Source organism: Sphingomonas sp. (assembly GCF_036731925.1).
Taxonomy (GTDB): Bacteria; Pseudomonadota; Alphaproteobacteria; order Sphingomonadales; family Sphingomonadaceae; genus Sphingomonas.
Genome location: NZ_DAINDJ010000001.1, coordinates 1,854,566 through 1,868,745 on the forward strand (window position 1 = coordinate 1,854,566; position 14,180 = coordinate 1,868,745).

General features: G+C 66.2%; 12 protein-coding genes. 6 read left to right on the forward strand and 6 right to left on the reverse strand.

The window, feature by feature from the left end; genetic code table 11:
• Positions 1 to 154: 154 nt before the first annotated feature.
• From V7E00_RS09000 to V7E00_RS09010, 3 genes are all read left to right on the forward strand, one after another.
• On the forward strand, positions 155 to 1,852 hold the full coding sequence (locus V7E00_RS09000) for a M1 family metallopeptidase (protein WP_333572276.1): 1,698 nt from the start codon (positions 155 to 157) through the stop codon (positions 1,850 to 1,852).
• A complete protein-coding gene (locus V7E00_RS09005; RefSeq protein WP_333572277.1) occupies positions 1,849 to 2,451 on the forward strand; it encodes a methyltransferase family protein in 603 nt (200 codons plus the stop codon). The genes V7E00_RS09000 and V7E00_RS09005 overlap by 4 nt, the downstream gene beginning before the upstream one ends.
• A 103-nt stretch (positions 2,452 to 2,554) precedes the next feature.
• Entirely contained in the window at positions 2,555 to 3,151 is a 597-nt protein-coding gene (locus V7E00_RS09010; protein WP_333572278.1) for a hypothetical protein, read from the forward strand.
• Positions 3,152 to 3,155: 4 nt separating this feature from the next.
• Here V7E00_RS09010 and V7E00_RS09015 read toward each other — a convergent pair whose 3' ends face one another.
• The 4 genes from V7E00_RS09015 to V7E00_RS09030 form a co-directional block, all read right to left on the reverse strand.
• Positions 3,156 to 3,725 (reverse strand): GNAT family N-acetyltransferase, encoded by a 570-nt coding sequence (locus tag V7E00_RS09015; RefSeq protein WP_333572279.1) that lies wholly within the window; start codon positions 3,723 to 3,725, stop codon positions 3,156 to 3,158.
• A 28-nt stretch (positions 3,726 to 3,753) separates the two neighbouring features.
• Positions 3,754 to 5,019: an ATP-dependent Clp protease ATP-binding subunit ClpX gene (gene clpX / locus V7E00_RS09020; protein WP_064311561.1), complete on the reverse strand. Its 1,266-nt coding sequence runs from the start codon at positions 5,017 to 5,019 to the stop codon at positions 3,754 to 3,756.
• Positions 5,020 to 5,163: 144 nt separating this feature from the next.
• Positions 5,164 to 5,820, reverse strand: a complete 657-nt coding sequence (locus V7E00_RS09025) for an ATP-dependent Clp protease proteolytic subunit (protein ID WP_026008864.1) — start codon at positions 5,818 to 5,820, stop codon at positions 5,164 to 5,166.
• A gap of 89 nt (positions 5,821 to 5,909) precedes the next feature.
• The gene (locus V7E00_RS09030; RefSeq protein ID WP_333572280.1) at positions 5,910 to 8,111 is read right to left on the reverse strand and encodes a family 1 glycosylhydrolase; all 2,202 of its coding nucleotides are present in this window, start codon (positions 8,109 to 8,111) and stop codon (positions 5,910 to 5,912) included.
• 167 nt (positions 8,112 to 8,278) lie between these two features.
• Here V7E00_RS09030 and V7E00_RS09035 point away from each other — a divergent pair, with 167 nt between their 5' ends.
• Entirely contained in the window at positions 8,279 to 9,478 is a 1,200-nt protein-coding gene (locus V7E00_RS09035; RefSeq protein WP_333572281.1) for a cellulase family glycosylhydrolase, read from the forward strand.
• Between the two features lie 41 nt (positions 9,479 to 9,519).
• Here V7E00_RS09035 and glf read toward each other — a convergent pair whose 3' ends face one another.
• A complete protein-coding gene (glf, locus tag V7E00_RS09040) occupies positions 9,520 to 11,724 on the reverse strand; it encodes a UDP-galactopyranose mutase (RefSeq protein ID WP_443019178.1) in 2,205 nt (734 codons plus the stop codon).
• 269 nt (positions 11,725 to 11,993) lie between these two features.
• On the reverse strand, positions 11,994 to 12,692 hold the full coding sequence (locus tag V7E00_RS09045; protein ID WP_333572283.1) for a pirin family protein: 699 nt from the start codon (positions 12,690 to 12,692) through the stop codon (positions 11,994 to 11,996).
• A 119-nt stretch (positions 12,693 to 12,811) separates the two neighbouring features.
• On the opposite strand from V7E00_RS09045, the gene V7E00_RS09050 reads away from it, so the two are divergent.
• The gene (locus V7E00_RS09050) at positions 12,812 to 13,741 is read left to right on the forward strand and encodes a LysR family transcriptional regulator (protein ID WP_333572284.1); all 930 of its coding nucleotides are present in this window, start codon (positions 12,812 to 12,814) and stop codon (positions 13,739 to 13,741) included.
• 72 nt (positions 13,742 to 13,813) lie between these two features.
• On the forward strand, positions 13,814 to 14,179 hold the full coding sequence (locus V7E00_RS09055; RefSeq protein WP_333572285.1) for a hypothetical protein: 366 nt from the start codon (positions 13,814 to 13,816) through the stop codon (positions 14,177 to 14,179).
• The last annotated feature ends 1 nt before the right edge of the window (position 14,180 follow it).

A 14,180-nucleotide genomic window follows, 5' to 3' on the forward strand; every position in this document is an offset into this window, starting at 1 on the left:
AACCCAGATTGCGGTGGAAAACTCCAGCCCCTCCGTTCGGGCACGTCTTTGCTCGCCTCGCACTGCAGCAACGCTATCATGGCCGCTCAATGCGTCGATTCGGCCTGGAAACGGAGCGACGCGCAGCCTGGGGATGACGTTGAGCAGATCGACAATGGTACTTGCCCTGCTGGCGAGCGTGGCGACGACGACGGGTGCAGCCGCACAGAAGCGCGGCGAGCCACCGATCACGCCCACCACCCAGGCCTCGGGCGGCCAGATCGACCCCGCCCGCGCCGCACTCCACCTGGAACACGCCGATCTTGCGATCGAAGTGCTCCCGGCACTCTATGCGCTGCACGGCACGGCAACGCTCTCGCTCCGCACCAGCGCGCCGCAGACCGAATTGCAGATCGACCTGGACCGGAACCTGCCGGTCACCGCCGTGCGGATCGATGGCAAGCCGCTGAAGCCGGCGGCGTGGCGCAATCCCGAGGGGCGCCTGTTCATCACCCTGCCCCGCCCGCTCAAGGCAGGCGACCGCGTCACCGCCGAGATCGCCTATGGCGGCACGCCGCACGTTGCGGTGCGCGCGCCCTGGGACGACGGCCTGGTCTGGGCCACCACGCCCGGCGAGAAGAAGCCCTGGATCGCCACCACCACCGAAGGCTATGGCTGCGACCTGTTCTGGCCATGCCTCGACTTTCCGCAGGGCGAGCCCGAGCTGGTCGACCTGCACATCACGGTGCCGGCGGGGCTCAAGGCACCATCGAACGGCAAGCTGCTAAGGGTGGAAACGCTCGCTGACGGCCGCACCACCTGGCACTGGCGTGCGAAGAGCCCCAACCCGTACAACATCGCGCTCAACATCGCGCCCTATCAGGAGCTGACGGCCGAGTATAAGAGCCGCTTCGGCAACAGCTTCCCGCTGCACTATTGGTATCTGCCCGGCCGCGAGGCCAAGGCGAAGGCGCTGTTCGCAGAATTCGCGTCGACGGTCGACTTCTACGAACAGGTGATCGGCCCCTTCCCGTGGGGCGACGAGAAGCTCGGCGTGGTCGAGACCCCGCACATGGGCATGGAACACCAGACGATCAATGCGTATGGCAACAACTACCGCAAGACACCGTCGGGCTTCGACGAGATCTTCCAGCATGAACTCGGCCATGAATGGTTCGGCAACCAGCTGACCGCGGCCAACTGGGACGATTACTGGCTGCACGAGGGCTATACCCAATATATGCAGCCGCTCTACGGCCAGTGGCGCGAAGGCGACGCCCGCTACGCCACGATGATGGACGAGTTCCGCCGCGTCATCCGCAACAAGGCACCGGTCGTCTCCGGCAAGATCCGCACCGAGGAAGAGGTGTATGAGGAGGAGAAGGGCGGGCCCGGGCAGGACATCTACTACAAGGGCGCCTGGGTACTCCACACGCTGCGCTACCTGATCGGCGACGACCGTTTCTTCGAGGTGACTCGCCGCATCGTCTATGGCCGTCCGGATCCCAGGCCCGGCAACTTCAAGCCGCGCTTCGGCACCACGCCCGAGTATATCGGCATCGTCCGCCAGGTGACCGGCGAGGACCTGCGCTGGTTCTTCGAGGTCTACCTCTATGCCGCCGAGCTGCCGGAGCTGATCAGCGAGCGCACCGGGGACCGACTGACGCTGCGCTGGAAGACGCCCGGCGATCGCCCCTTCCCCTTGCCCGTCGACGTGTCGATCGACGGCAAGGTGCAGAAGGTCGCCATGCCCCGCGGCACCGCAACGCTCACCGTACCGGCTGGCGCGCATGTCGTGTTCGATCCGAACGCGCATGTGCTGCGCCGCGCCGAATCGGTGGAGGCACTCCAGCGCTGGTCGCAGCAGCGATGACCGCACTCATCGCGCCCTCACCCATCGGGACGCCTGCGCTAGCCGCGTTGTTCCTCGCACTGGTCGCCCTCTCCGCGGCGGTGCTTTGGGTCCGCTTCCGCCGCGGTCGCAGCGCAGAGGCCGGGGCACAGGCCGGCGGCCGATCCCGCCTCGGCATGGGGCTTCAGGCAGCCGGCTTCTTCGCGGTCGCCGTGGGACCGCTGCGCCCGACGCTGCAGGCGGGATCGGCGGCGGCCCTCGGCCAGGCGGTGCTTGTGGCGATGCTGGCGGGGGCCTGCATTGCCATGTTCCTGTCGGCGGCCATCGCGCTGGGCAGCAACTGGAGCTTCGCGGCCCGCACCCACCGTGATCATGATCTCGTGACCTGGGGCCCCTTCGCGACGATCCGTCATCCCATCTACACGGGGCTGTTCGCGATGCTGCTCGCGGTCGCGCTCGCCTTCGGGCACTGGCGGGGGCTGATCCTGGGCCTGCCGCTGTTCGCCTATGGCAGCTGGATCCGCGTGCAGTCGGAAGAGCGGCTGCTGCAGGCTCGGTTCGGCCGCGAATATGAAGCCTATGCAGCACGGGTGAAGCGGTTCCTGCCCGGCATCTTCTGACGCGCGCGGAGGGCGCATCGGCATGCCGCGGCTTGCATCGGCCGCGGCGCTCTGCGACGCTCCGGCCTCACGACGAGATGCAGAGATGTTGCTGGGGTGAGGAATGAACATGCTTCGCGGCCTGATGTTGGCCCCGGCCCTGTTGCTTGCTGCAGTACCGGCCGTGGCCCAGGAAGACCTGCAGGTCGATGGCGACTGGGTCCACGCGGCGAGCGGCATGGTCTTCCCGGAGCGGCTGGGCAATGCCCTGCGCACCCGCGTCCACGCCTATGACGCCGAACAGCTGGATGTGAGCGCCGGCTACGCCCTGCGCCGCGGCGGCGATCTCGGCTTCGTGACGCTGTACGTTTACCCCGCTGCCCCCGATCAGGATTGCGTGGCGAGCTTCGCGGAGATCGAGCGCAACGTTGCCCAGAACTATACCGATGTGACGCTGGTCGAAAGCGACCGCTGGCCCTCGCCTTCCGGTCGCACGCCGGACGCCGCCTATCATGCCCGCTTCACCATGACGGGCATGCTGGACGGCAAGGAGCAACCGCTTACCTCCGAAAGCTACCTGTTCTGCCCGGCAGGCGGCACCTGGCTGGTTGCAGCGCGGGCGAGCTGGGGACGCAACAAGGACCTGCGCCAGGCCTTTGTCGATCTGCTCCGTGGCCTTGCTTGGCCCACCAAGCTGGACACTGCCGCTCCGCCCAAATGAGGCGTCAGGCCGGCGGCCGCACCATCGACCAGAGCCGAGGCCCGTCCGGCACCCGCCATTCGGCGGTCACCGAAAAGCCGAAGCGCTGGTATAAGCCGATATTCGCTTCCGTCGGGGTTTCCAGATAGCAGGGCATACCGGGCTGCGCGGCGACCAGGCCGGCGCGGATAGCCGCACCGCCCAGCCCGCGCCCCTGCGCTGCGGGATCGCATCCGGCGATATGGAGATAGGTGAAAGGCTGCGCCGGAAACCGTCGCTCGACAGCGGCACTGGTCCGAAGCGCCCGGATCAACGAAGTGCCGAGCGCGTGAACCAGCGCCGGGCTGTTCCACAGCATCTCGAGCCAGCCGACCTTGGCCTGCCCGGGCGCGCGCCATAACGTCGCCGCCGCGCCTTCCTCCACGACGAACCCGCCCCCGCTCCGCAGATCGGATGCAATCAGCAACGAAAAGAGGCGCCGCAGCTGTCGCTGCCGCGCCTCCTGGTTCGGGAAGATGAAAGCGAAGACCGGGTCCTCGGCGAAAGCCCGCGCAAGCATCGGAGCGATGATCGCGCGGTCCTTCTCGGTCGCCAAGCGAACCGCGATCGCCCGCTCCACAGGATCAGGCGGCGCTGCCGGCCTTTTCCTTCTTGGCGTAGATGCGAACCGGCTCCTTGCGGCCCTCGACCACGTCCTTGTCGACCACCACTTCGTCGACGCCGTCCATGCTGGGCAGGTCGAACATCGTGTCGAGCAGGATGCCTTCGAGGATCGAGCGGAGGCCGCGCGCGCCGGTCTTGCGCTCGATCGCCTTCTTCGAGACGGCGGTGAGCGCGTCGTCGGTGAAGCCGAGCTTGACCGCCTCCATGTCGAACAGCTTCTGATACTGCTTGACCAGAGCGTTCTTCGGCTCGGTCAGGATCTTGATCAGCGCCTCGACGTCGAGATCTTCCAGCGTCGCGATCACCGGCAGACGGCCGACGAATTCGGGAATCAGGCCGAACTTGAGCAGATCTTCCGGCTCGGTCTGGCGGAGCAGCTCGCCGGTGCGGCGCTCGTCAGGGGCTGCGACATGCGCGCCGAAGCCGATCGACTTGCCCTGCAGGCGGTCGCCGATGATCTTCTCGAGACCCGAGAAGGCGCCGCCGCAGATGAACAGGATGTTGGTCGTGTCCACCTGCAGGAATTCCTGCTGCGGATGCTTGCGGCCACCCTGCGGCGGTACGCTCGCGGTGGTGCCTTCCATCAGCTTGAGCAGCGCCTGCTGCACGCCTTCGCCAGACACGTCACGCGTGATCGACGGGTTCTCGGCCTTGCGGCTGATCTTGTCGATCTCGTCGATATAGACGATGCCGCGCTGCGCCCGCTCGACGTTGTAGTCGGAGGCCTGGAGCAGCTTGAGGATGATGTTCTCCACGTCCTCGCCGACATAGCCAGCTTCGGTGAGCGTGGTGGCATCCGCCATGGTGAACGGCACGTCGAGGATGCGCGCCAGTGTCTGCGCCAGCAGCGTCTTGCCGCAGCCGGTGGGGCCGACGAGCAGGATGTTCGACTTGGCGAGCTCGACATCGGCACCCTTGGCGCCGTGGTTGAGCCGCTTGTAGTGGTTGTGCACCGCCACCGAGAGGACGCGCTTCGCCTTCTTCTGCCCGATGACGTAATCATCGAGAACGTCGCAGATTTCCTGCGGCGAAGGGACGCCACCGTCCTTCTTCGACACCAGCGAGGACTTGGTCTCCTCGCGGATAATGTCGTTGCACAGCTCGACGCACTCATCGCAGATGAACACGGTCGGGCCGGCGATGAGCTTGCGCACCTCGTGCTGGCTCTTGCCGCAGAAGGAGCAATAGAGCGTGCTCTTGGAGTCACCGCCGCTGAGCTTAGTCATTCAATCCATCCTTCGCGCCTCGGGCGCGCTACGCTCGCCTGCCATCCTACACGCAGGCGAAGTTCCGGCAATCCATAATCGCCCCGCCCGCCCGACGTTCCATGCACCGGGAATCGTCAGGCGGTCGAGGATAAGCATATAGTGTTAATTACCCGCTGCCGCATCCTCGGTCGGCACCGGACGCTTCTCATAGACCTCGTCGACGATGCCGAAGGCCTTGGCCTCCTCGGCTTCGAAGAACGAGTCGCGATCCATCGTCGTCTCGATCTTCTCGATCGGCTGGCCGGTATACTTCGAATACAGCGCGTTCATGCGCGCACGGATCCGCAGGATTTCCTTCGCCTGGATCTCGATGTCCGACGCCATGCCCTGGGCGCCGCCCGAGGGCTGGTGAAGCATGATGCGGGCGTTGGTCAGCGCCACGCGCAGGCCCGGCTCGCCCGAGGCCAGCAGGAACGAGCCCATCGACGCCGCCTGGCCGATGCACACCGTGCCGACGCGCGGACGGATATACTGCATCGTGTCGTGGATCGCCATGCCCGCCGTGACGACGCCGCCCGGCGAATTGATGTACATCCAGATGTCCTTCTTCGGATTTTCCGATTCGAGGAACAGCAGCTGGGCGGTGATCAGCGAGGCCATATGGTCTTCCACCTGGCCGGTGACGAAGACGATCCGCTCCCGCAGCAGGCGCGAATAGATGTCGAAGCTGCGTTCGCCACGGCTCGACTGCTCGATGACGATGGGAACGAGTGCGCCGGTAACGGGATCGATGGTCATCTGACCGGAAAGCGGATGCATGTGGGATGATCTCGTGGTTGTTGTATTGCCCGCGACTACATCGGCGCTCCGGCTGTCCAGCGCAAGAGGGCTTTGCCGGAGGTTACTGCTCAGGCGGATTGCAGCGCCTCCGCCGGTTCCGCCGCCAGCGCCAGGCGCTCGCGCACTTCGGGTGCCGCCGCAAAGTCTTGCAGCGCTGCCGTCAGCGCCGGCATGCGCTGGCTGGCCAGCGGCACGTGCGGCGGGCGAGCGGCGCGCCAGCCGAGGCTTGCGCCCGCAGCCGGCTGGACGCGCGCGGCCGGCAGTCCGCAGGCTTCCGCCACCGCGACGGCGAACGCCGCCCAGCTGAGCGCGCCCTGATTGGCGAGATGCACCGTGCCAGTGGTCCCGTCGATCAACTCGTCGAGCACCGCGTTGCACAGGTCGGGCACATAGGCGGGCGAGACGATCTGATCGCTCGCCGCGGCAACGTCGCGCCCGGCCGCCAGCGCCTCTACCACCTGCACTGCGAAATTGTGCGGGTCCCAGGGCGAGAAGAATGCCGCGGTGCGCACGATCAGGTGCCGCCCCGGCAATGCACCGATCGCAGCCTCCATCGTCGCCTTGCTGCGGCCATACGCGTTCAGCGGCGTGCAGGGGTCGGCTTCGCGATAGGGCCTGTCCAGCCTTCCGTCGAACACCAGGTCGCTTGAAAAGGCGACCGTCGGGATGCCCCGCTCGGAGGCCGCGATGGCCAGTTCGGTCGCGCCGATGCAGTTGGCGGCGAAACAGGCGGCCTCCGCATCTTCGGCATCGTCCACCCGTACCCAGCCGGCCGCGTTGATCACCGCCCAGGGCCGATATTCGTCGAGCGCAGCCGCGATCGAGGCCCCGTCGCCCAGGTCGAGCATCGTGCGGTCGGTCAGCACATGGGGAAGGCCGCGAACGGCACAGGTCCGGGCGAGCGCCCTGCCGAGCGTGCCCGTAGCGCCCGTGATCAGCAGCGGACGCGCGCGCTGCTCCTGTCCTTGCACCGGGGCGCCGGGCTCCGGGTGCGGATGACGATGGAACGGCACCCGCAGGTCGCGCCGCCACCAGCCCTCCCCCGCCAGCGCAGGGTGCGTGGGCGCCTCCCCGCGGACCAGGGCCTGCAGCAGCGGAACCATTGCGGTGGGCCGCGGGCCATATCCGCGCGCGTCGAACACGCCGGGTTCGTAGATGCCGGGCGCGGTGAGCAGGGTGTTCCACCCGGAGGCCCCGAACAGCGACCAGGCGGTAACGGCCTGCACCTCGATGCCGGCGTCGCGTGCCGCCTGCGCGTCCTCCCACGCGTCGCGCATCCACCGCATCTGTTCCTCGCGCGTGCAGCCGTTGTGCACTTCGGTGATCGCGATCGGGATGCGGTAGCGCTGCCACGCCTCGGCCAATGCATTGGCGAGCCCCTTCGGCGCGGGATCCAGCACCCGCACCGCCTCTGTATCGACATAGGCAACCTTGCCGTTGCCGCCCCGCATCCCCTCGGGATAGGCGGTGATCCGCTCGTCGAGGAAGCGATCGCTCGTAAGATAGTGGTTGATGCCGATCACGTCCGGCGGACACGGCGCCTGGGCAAGCGCCTCCAGCTTGGCGCCAAGATCAAAGCCGGTCAGCCGATCCCATAGTGGATGGCCGGGAACGACGCGGCCGCACAGCAGGTCCCACCCCATCCACCGGCGGTGATTGTCATAGGCGACCTGTTCCCGCGTTCCGGCCGTGCCATAGCTTTTGCCGAGGTCGTCGGTCTGGATCAGCCGCGCTCCCGGCCGAACCTGCCGGATCGCCGTCATGGCGTGTGCCACGCCTTCCACCTGGTGCACCAGCGCGCGCCAGAAGCTGCCCTCGTCGCGGGCATGGGGATACCAATGACCATAAAGCGCCGAGAAACGCGCGGTCGTCAGCGGCTCGTTGACCGGGGTCCAGTCCGTGATCCAGGGATAGCGCTCCGCCACCCGCGCGGCATAGTCGCCCAGCTTCGCCCCGAATTCCGGATCCAGCAGATGCGTGCGCCGCGGCCCGCTGCCATGATGGACCAGCCCGGCGATCGGCCGAACGCCGAGGTCGCGCAGCCGCGCCAGCCGGTCGTCGCTCCACGCCCAATCACAGCGATCGGGCGCCTCGGGTGCAATGCGTTCCCAGAGCAGCGGAAAGCGCAGCGCGCGCACGCCCAGCTCGGCGACTCGGTCCAGATCCTCCGGCCGGTCGTGATGGCCGGTTTCGATCGACTGATCGCGATACCGGTCGTGAACGCGATTCACGGTGCACTCGGCACCGCCCCAGAGTTCGAGTGGCGGCATATAGTCCCTCAAAGGCTGCGGCAGGTAGGAAAAGGCCCCGCACACGCGGCGCGAGATAAACCTGGATCAGGAAACGGACTCGGCTCGTCGCAAAAAGCAGCCGGACCCCTCCGATGAAGCGCGTAACGGGTACATCCGCAATTCACTTCTCCGCCTATAAAAACGAAATGGTTAGTGACGTTTATGGACAAAATCCGGCGAGGCCGGTGGCGGAGTGCGGAACGATGGTTGGGCGCTGGACAGAAACCGAAGCCAAGGCGTGGTTCGCACGCCAGCCCTGGGTGATGGGCTGCAACTTCACGCCTTCGAACGCGATCAACCAGCTGGAGATGTGGCAGGCGGAAACGTTCGACATCGAGTCGATCCGCGCCGAACTCAGCTTGGCGGCGGACGTCGGCATGAACGCGGTGCGCGTTTACCTCCACGATCTGCTCTGGGCCGAGGATCCGGACGGCTTTCTGGACCGAATCGACACGATGCTGACGGTGGCAGACAGCTACGGCATCCGCACGATGCTGGTGCTGTTCGATTCCTGCTGGCACCCCGATCCCGCGCTGGGCCCGCAGCCGGCGCCGAAGCCGGGCGTGCACAATTCGGGCTGGGTGCAATCGCCGGGCATTCCGGCGCTGCGCGACCTCAGTCAGCGGCCGCGGCTGGAAGGCTATATCAAGGGCGTGGTCGGCCGCTTCCGCAACGATCGTCGCGTGCTTGCCTGGGATATCTGGAACGAACCGGACAACGGCCCCGAGGTGTCGCTGTGCGACGCGGGCGAGCTGAACGCGAAGGCAGACCTTGTCCTGCCGCTGCTGGTCGAGGCCTTTGCCTGGGCGCGCAGCATGCGGCCGGTGCAACCGCTTACCAGCGGCATCTGGCTGGGCGACTGGTCGTCCCCCGACCTGCTGACGCCGCTGCAGCAAGCGCAGACCGGGCTTTCGGACGTGATCTCGTTCCACAACTACGGCACGGCCGAGGATTTCGCCCAGCGTATCGACTGGCTCGCAGTCTTCAATCGGCCGATGTGGTGCACCGAGTTCATGGCACGCCCGGCCGGCAGCACGTTCGAGGCGATCCTGCCCGTGGCCAAGGCAAAGAATGTCGGCGCCTTCTGCTGGGGCCTGGTGCGGGGCAAGACGCAGACGCACCTGCCCTGGGCAGCCTGGGAAAACCCGAACCTGGCGGGCCTGAAGGACAAGTGGTTCCATGACATCTTCGACGTCGGCGGCGTCCCGTATGACGACACTGAAGTCGAGTTCCTCCGCCTGCTTCGCACGCTGGACGACAAGGCGCCGCATTGGCCGATCATTGCGGTCGAGTCCGCCAAGACCGCCGGCATCGCGACGCCGGACGACGACGCAGAAGCTGCCTGAGCGTCTCACCCCTCCCGCAAGCGGGAGGGGTACCGGGCAACTCACTCCGCGAGCGCCGCCGCCTGCACGGGTGCGGCCTCGCGTTCCTCGGCGATATGGCGGCGGTAGGTGGCGAGCGCCTGTCCGACCACCTGGTCCATATTGTAGTAGCGATAGGTCGCGAGGCGGCCGACGAACAACACCCCCTTCTTGGCCTCCGCCAGCGCTTCATAACGCTTGAACAGCGCCTGGTTCTCCGGCCGCGGGATCGGGTAATAGGGGTCCCCTTCCGCGCTCGGATATTCGTAGGTCAGGCTGGTGTTCGATGCCTGCTGCCCCGTCAGGTGCTTGTACTCGGTCACGCGCGTGTACGGCACCGCCTCGTCGGGATAGTTCACCACCGCCACCGGCTGCGCCCACTCCCGGTCCTCATGGACATGCTCGAAGCGCAGCGAGCGGTAGGGCAGCTTGCCGAACCGGAAGTCGAAATACTCGTCGATCGGGCCGGTATAGACGATCTGGTCGAAGCTGAACCGGCGCTTCGCTTCCTCAAAGGTGACGCCCAGTTCGAGATCGATGTTGGGATGATCCAGCATGTTCGCGAACATCGCGGTGAAGCCGTCCCGCGGCATCGCCTGGAAACGATCGGTGAAGTAGCGATCGTCGGTGTTGGTCCGCGTAGGCACCCGCGCGGTGACGCTCTTGTCCAGCTCCGAAGGATCAATCCCCCACTGCTTGCGCGTATAGCCGCGGAAGAAGGTCTCGTAGAGCTCGCGGCCGACGGCCGAGATCACCACGTCCTCGGAGCTGCGGATCACCGTTACCGGTTCGGCACGCGCGGCGAGGAATTCGGCGGCCTCTTCTTCGGTTTCCAGCGACAGGTCGAACAGCTTGTTGAGCGTCGTCCGGTTGATGGGGATCGGCACCAGCTGCCCGCGCACCTCGGCGAGCACGCGGTGCTCATACTGCCGCCATTCGGTGAAGCGGGACAGATAGTCGAAGATGTCCGCGCTATTGGTGTGAAAGATGTGCGGACCATATTGATGGATCAGGATGCCCGCAGCATCCTTGTGGTCGAACGCATTGCCCGCGATGTGCGGACGCTTGTCGATCACCAGCACGCGCTTGCCGGCATCGGCGGCCAGTCGCTCGGCCATCACCGACCCGGCAAAGCCTGCGCCGACGACCAGATAATCGTAATGCGTGCTGCGAACCGGCTTGAGCAGCGGCTTGTCCGGTTCTGCGACCTGCAGGATCAGCCCCAGCATGCGCGCAGCCACCTGGTCCCAGCTCTGCTCCGCCAGCAGCGCATCGGCTTCCGCACGCCAGGCATCGCCCTGGGAGCGAAGCGCAAGCGCCTGATCGCACGCGTCCAGGAACGCTTCCGCGCCTTCGGCGACGAAAACACCGGCGACGTCGCCATAGTGGCGGATCACGTCGACGATCGGCGTCGAGACCACGGGCAGGCCCGCCGCGAGATATTCAGGCGTCTTGGTCGGGCTGATGAAGCGGGTCGCCTCGTTGATCGCGAAGGGCATCAACGCGACGTCCCAGCCGCCGGCATAGAGCGGCAACTCCGCATAGCCCTTTGCCCCCAGCCACACGATGTTGGAGCGCTGCGGCAGCTCGGCAGAGTCGATCTTCACCACGGGCCCGACCATCACGATGGTCCAGTCCGGCCGCGCGTCTGCGATGGCGGCGATCAGTGCCAGGTCCATCCGCTCATCGATGACGCCGTAGAAGCCGAGGCGCGGGCGCGGCAGGCCCGCCTGGTCCGCGGCATCCTGCACCAGCGCCCGCCCTTGCGCGAAATGCGCGGTGTCGACGCTCGACGGGAAGGGGTGGACCGAGCCATGGCTTTCGCGCTTGGCCTCGTACAGGCTGTAGCCACCGGTGAAGACCAGATCGGCCATTCCGAACAGCTCCTGCTCCAGCGGCATCAGCTCGGGAGGGGCGAAGCGGAAGTTCTTCAGCTCGTCCATGCAGTCGTAGACGGTGCACGACGCGTCGAGATGCCGCGAGAAAGGCAGCATCATCGGCGTATAGTACCAGCGGATGAGTCGTTCGCCGAGGCCCGCGACATGATCGTCGAGCAGCGCCCGCAGCGCCGCCTCCCTCGCCCCACCCTGGAGATCGCCGGACAAATGCGGCACTGCCACCGTCACCCCCGCGCCTTCCTCGCGCAGTTCCAGCCATGGCGTGGGACTGTCATCCTCGATCGGCTCCTCCCAGAACAGCACGTCCATGTTGCGGGCGAACCGCGTCATGAGATGCTGTGGTCGCTGGAAGACGAAGTTCCAGCGAAGATGCGAGAAGCAGATCAGCGCGAAGTTGCTGCTGGGGCGGTCGATGGCTGCGAGTAGGGTCAAGGATGGTTTCCCCGTTGCGTTCAACACCGGATAACCCGCGCAGGCTTCACCCCGTTCCATCAGGCGACTAACAATTCTTTTCTAATCAGCATGATACAAGTTAATGCGCCAGGATGACATTTGCGCATGCCTGAGCGGGCGGTGCGGGTGCACCGCCCGCCACCAGTTCAGGCCGCGTCGACCATCACGATTTCGCTGTCTTCGATTGCAGTGATCTTCACAACTTCCACGTCCTTGATCGCCGCGCCGTCGCGAGCATTTACCCGTGTGCCGTCGATCTCAACAACGCCGGTTGCGGGCACCAGATAGGCGCGGCGATCGCTGCCGAGCACGTATTCGGCGCTCTCGCCGGCGCGGAGCGTCGCACCGACAACCCGTGCGTCTGTCCGGATCGGCAGCGCGTCGCCGTCGCCCTGGAAGCCGCTTGCCAGCACCACGAACTGGCCGGCGCGATCGGTCTTCGGGAAGGGGCGCGTGCCCCAGCTCGGCTTTTCGCCACCGCGGGTCGGCTGAATCCAGATCTGGAAGATGCGGGTAGTCTCGTCCTCGCGATTATATTCGGAATGCGCGATACCCGTACCGGCCGACATCACCTGCACGTCACCGGCGATGGTGCGGCCGTGATTGCCAAGATTGTCCTGGTGCGTGATCGCGCCTTCGCGAACATAGGTAATGATCTCCATGTCGCGGTGCGGATGCGGCGGGAAGCCGGTCTGCGGCGCGATCGTGTCGTCGTTCCACACGCGCAGATTGCCCCAGCTGGTGCGCGCTGGATCATAATAATTGGCAAAGGAAAAATGGTGCTTGGCATCAAGCCAGCCATGGTTGGCGCCGCCGAGGCTGGAAAAAGGGCGAAGTTCGATCATCTTGGGTCTCCCTGTGGGGCGCGCCGGCTCTCGGCGCCGCTTCGATGACCGGGATGTAGGCGGGCTCGACTTCTCCAATCAGTGGGATAAATTGGACGGAAACGTTCCAGGAAATCGAAATGTCCAGCCCCGGCACCCCCACGTTCGACCAGCTCCGTATCTTCCTTGCCGTGGTGGACAGCGGCAGCTTCGCAGGCGCCGGGCGGCAGCTGAACCGCGCGGTTTCGGTGATCAGCTACGGCATCGCCAATCTGGAGGCGCAGCTGGGCGTTCTGCTGTTCGACCGCGAGGGTACCAAGAAGCCGCGGCTCACCACCGCCGGCGAGGCGGTACTGGCCGAGGCGCGCACGGTAGCGCAAGGCATCGACGGGCTCCGCGCCAAGGTGAAAGGGCTGCTCGACGGCCTCGAGGCGGAGGTGCACCTGGCCGTCGACGTCATGCTGCCGACACGGCGACTGGGCGAAGTGCTGCGCGCCTTTCGCGCCGAATTCCCCACCGTGACGCTGCGCCTGCATGTCGAGGCGCTGGGGGCAATCACCAGCCTGGTGCTGGAGGGCAAGGCGGTGCTCGGCATTTCCGGCCCGCTGGCGGCGGGCGTCAACGTCATCGAGTGCGAGTCGGCCGGATCCGTGCCAATGGTGCCTGTGGCGGCCCCCGACCATCCGCTCGGCCGGATGACGCCGATCCCGCCGGGCGCGGGTCGCGACTATGTCCAGCTGGTACTCTCGGATCGCTCGCCGCTCACCGCCGGCCGCGACTTTGCGGTGATGAGCCCGCGCACCTGGCGGCTTGCTGATCTCGGCGCCAAGCACGCCTTGCTCCGGGAAGGCATTGGCTGGGGCAACATGCCGTTGCCGCTGATCGAGCCGGACCTCGTCGCAGGAACACTCGTTCGGCTCGCCATGCCGGAGAGCCCCGGCGGCATGTATCGGTTCAGCGCGATCTGGCGGAGGGACGCGCCGCCCGGCCCAGCCGCGTCGTGGCTGCGCGCGCGGTTCGTCGATGCAGGGCAGGAGGACACGGATCTGGCGGAGTTGGGCGAGGTTTAAGTCGGACGAACCGGCGGAAAAATGGCACCATGAGACCATTGAACGCTACAAGGATCGGGAGAGGATGCAGGCATGCGGGGTTGGTTCGTCGTCGGTGCAGAACGGAAGGCAAACCTCATACGCCTTACGATGGGCGGCTTCTTCGACAGCGCGACGATCCAGCAGTTGCGGGCGGAACTGGTCGAGGCAGTGGCTTCCCTGTCCTGCCCGCCGAACGACCACGTCACGCTGTGCGACATCCGCCAGATGGACATCCAGAGCCAGGAGCGCGTGGGAGACTTCTCCAGGCTGGTAGGCAGCGAGGACCTTCGATCGCGCAAGCTCGCCTTCGTCACCGCGAAGAGCCTTGCCCGCCTGCAGGCGAAGCGGCTGACTTCGCGCGAGGGCGTCGATTTCTTCACCGACATCGACACAGCCCTCGCCTGGCTGACCAGCTGAC

What these genes read in the sequence shown, in the direction of transcription:
- clpX (WP_064311561.1), bottom strand. Translation starts at nt 5,019, where the DNA reads ATGACTAAGCTCAGCGGCGGTGACTCCAAGAGCACGCTCTATTGCTCC.
- glf (WP_443019178.1), bottom strand. Translation starts at nt 11,724, where the DNA reads ATGACGCGGTTCGCCCGCAACATGGACGTGCTGTTCTGGGAGGAGCCG.
- V7E00_RS09025 (WP_026008864.1), bottom strand. Translation starts at nt 5,820, where the DNA reads ATGCATCCGCTTTCCGGTCAGATGACCATCGATCCCGTTACCGGCGCA.
- V7E00_RS09000 (WP_333572276.1), top strand. Translation starts at nt 155, where the DNA reads ATGGTACTTGCCCTGCTGGCGAGCGTGGCGACGACGACGGGTGCAGCC.
- V7E00_RS09055 (WP_333572285.1), top strand. Translation starts at nt 13,814, where the DNA reads ATGCGGGGTTGGTTCGTCGTCGGTGCAGAACGGAAGGCAAACCTCATA.
- V7E00_RS09050 (WP_333572284.1), top strand. Translation starts at nt 12,812, where the DNA reads ATGTCCAGCCCCGGCACCCCCACGTTCGACCAGCTCCGTATCTTCCTT.
- V7E00_RS09030 (WP_333572280.1), bottom strand. Translation starts at nt 8,111, where the DNA reads ATGCCGCCACTCGAACTCTGGGGCGGTGCCGAGTGCACCGTGAATCGC.
- V7E00_RS09045 (WP_333572283.1), bottom strand. Translation starts at nt 12,692, where the DNA reads ATGATCGAACTTCGCCCTTTTTCCAGCCTCGGCGGCGCCAACCATGGC.
- V7E00_RS09005 (WP_333572277.1), top strand. Translation starts at nt 1,849, where the DNA reads ATGACCGCACTCATCGCGCCCTCACCCATCGGGACGCCTGCGCTAGCC.
- V7E00_RS09010 (WP_333572278.1), top strand. Translation starts at nt 2,555, where the DNA reads ATGAACATGCTTCGCGGCCTGATGTTGGCCCCGGCCCTGTTGCTTGCT.
- V7E00_RS09035 (WP_333572281.1), top strand. Translation starts at nt 8,279, where the DNA reads ATGGTTAGTGACGTTTATGGACAAAATCCGGCGAGGCCGGTGGCGGAG.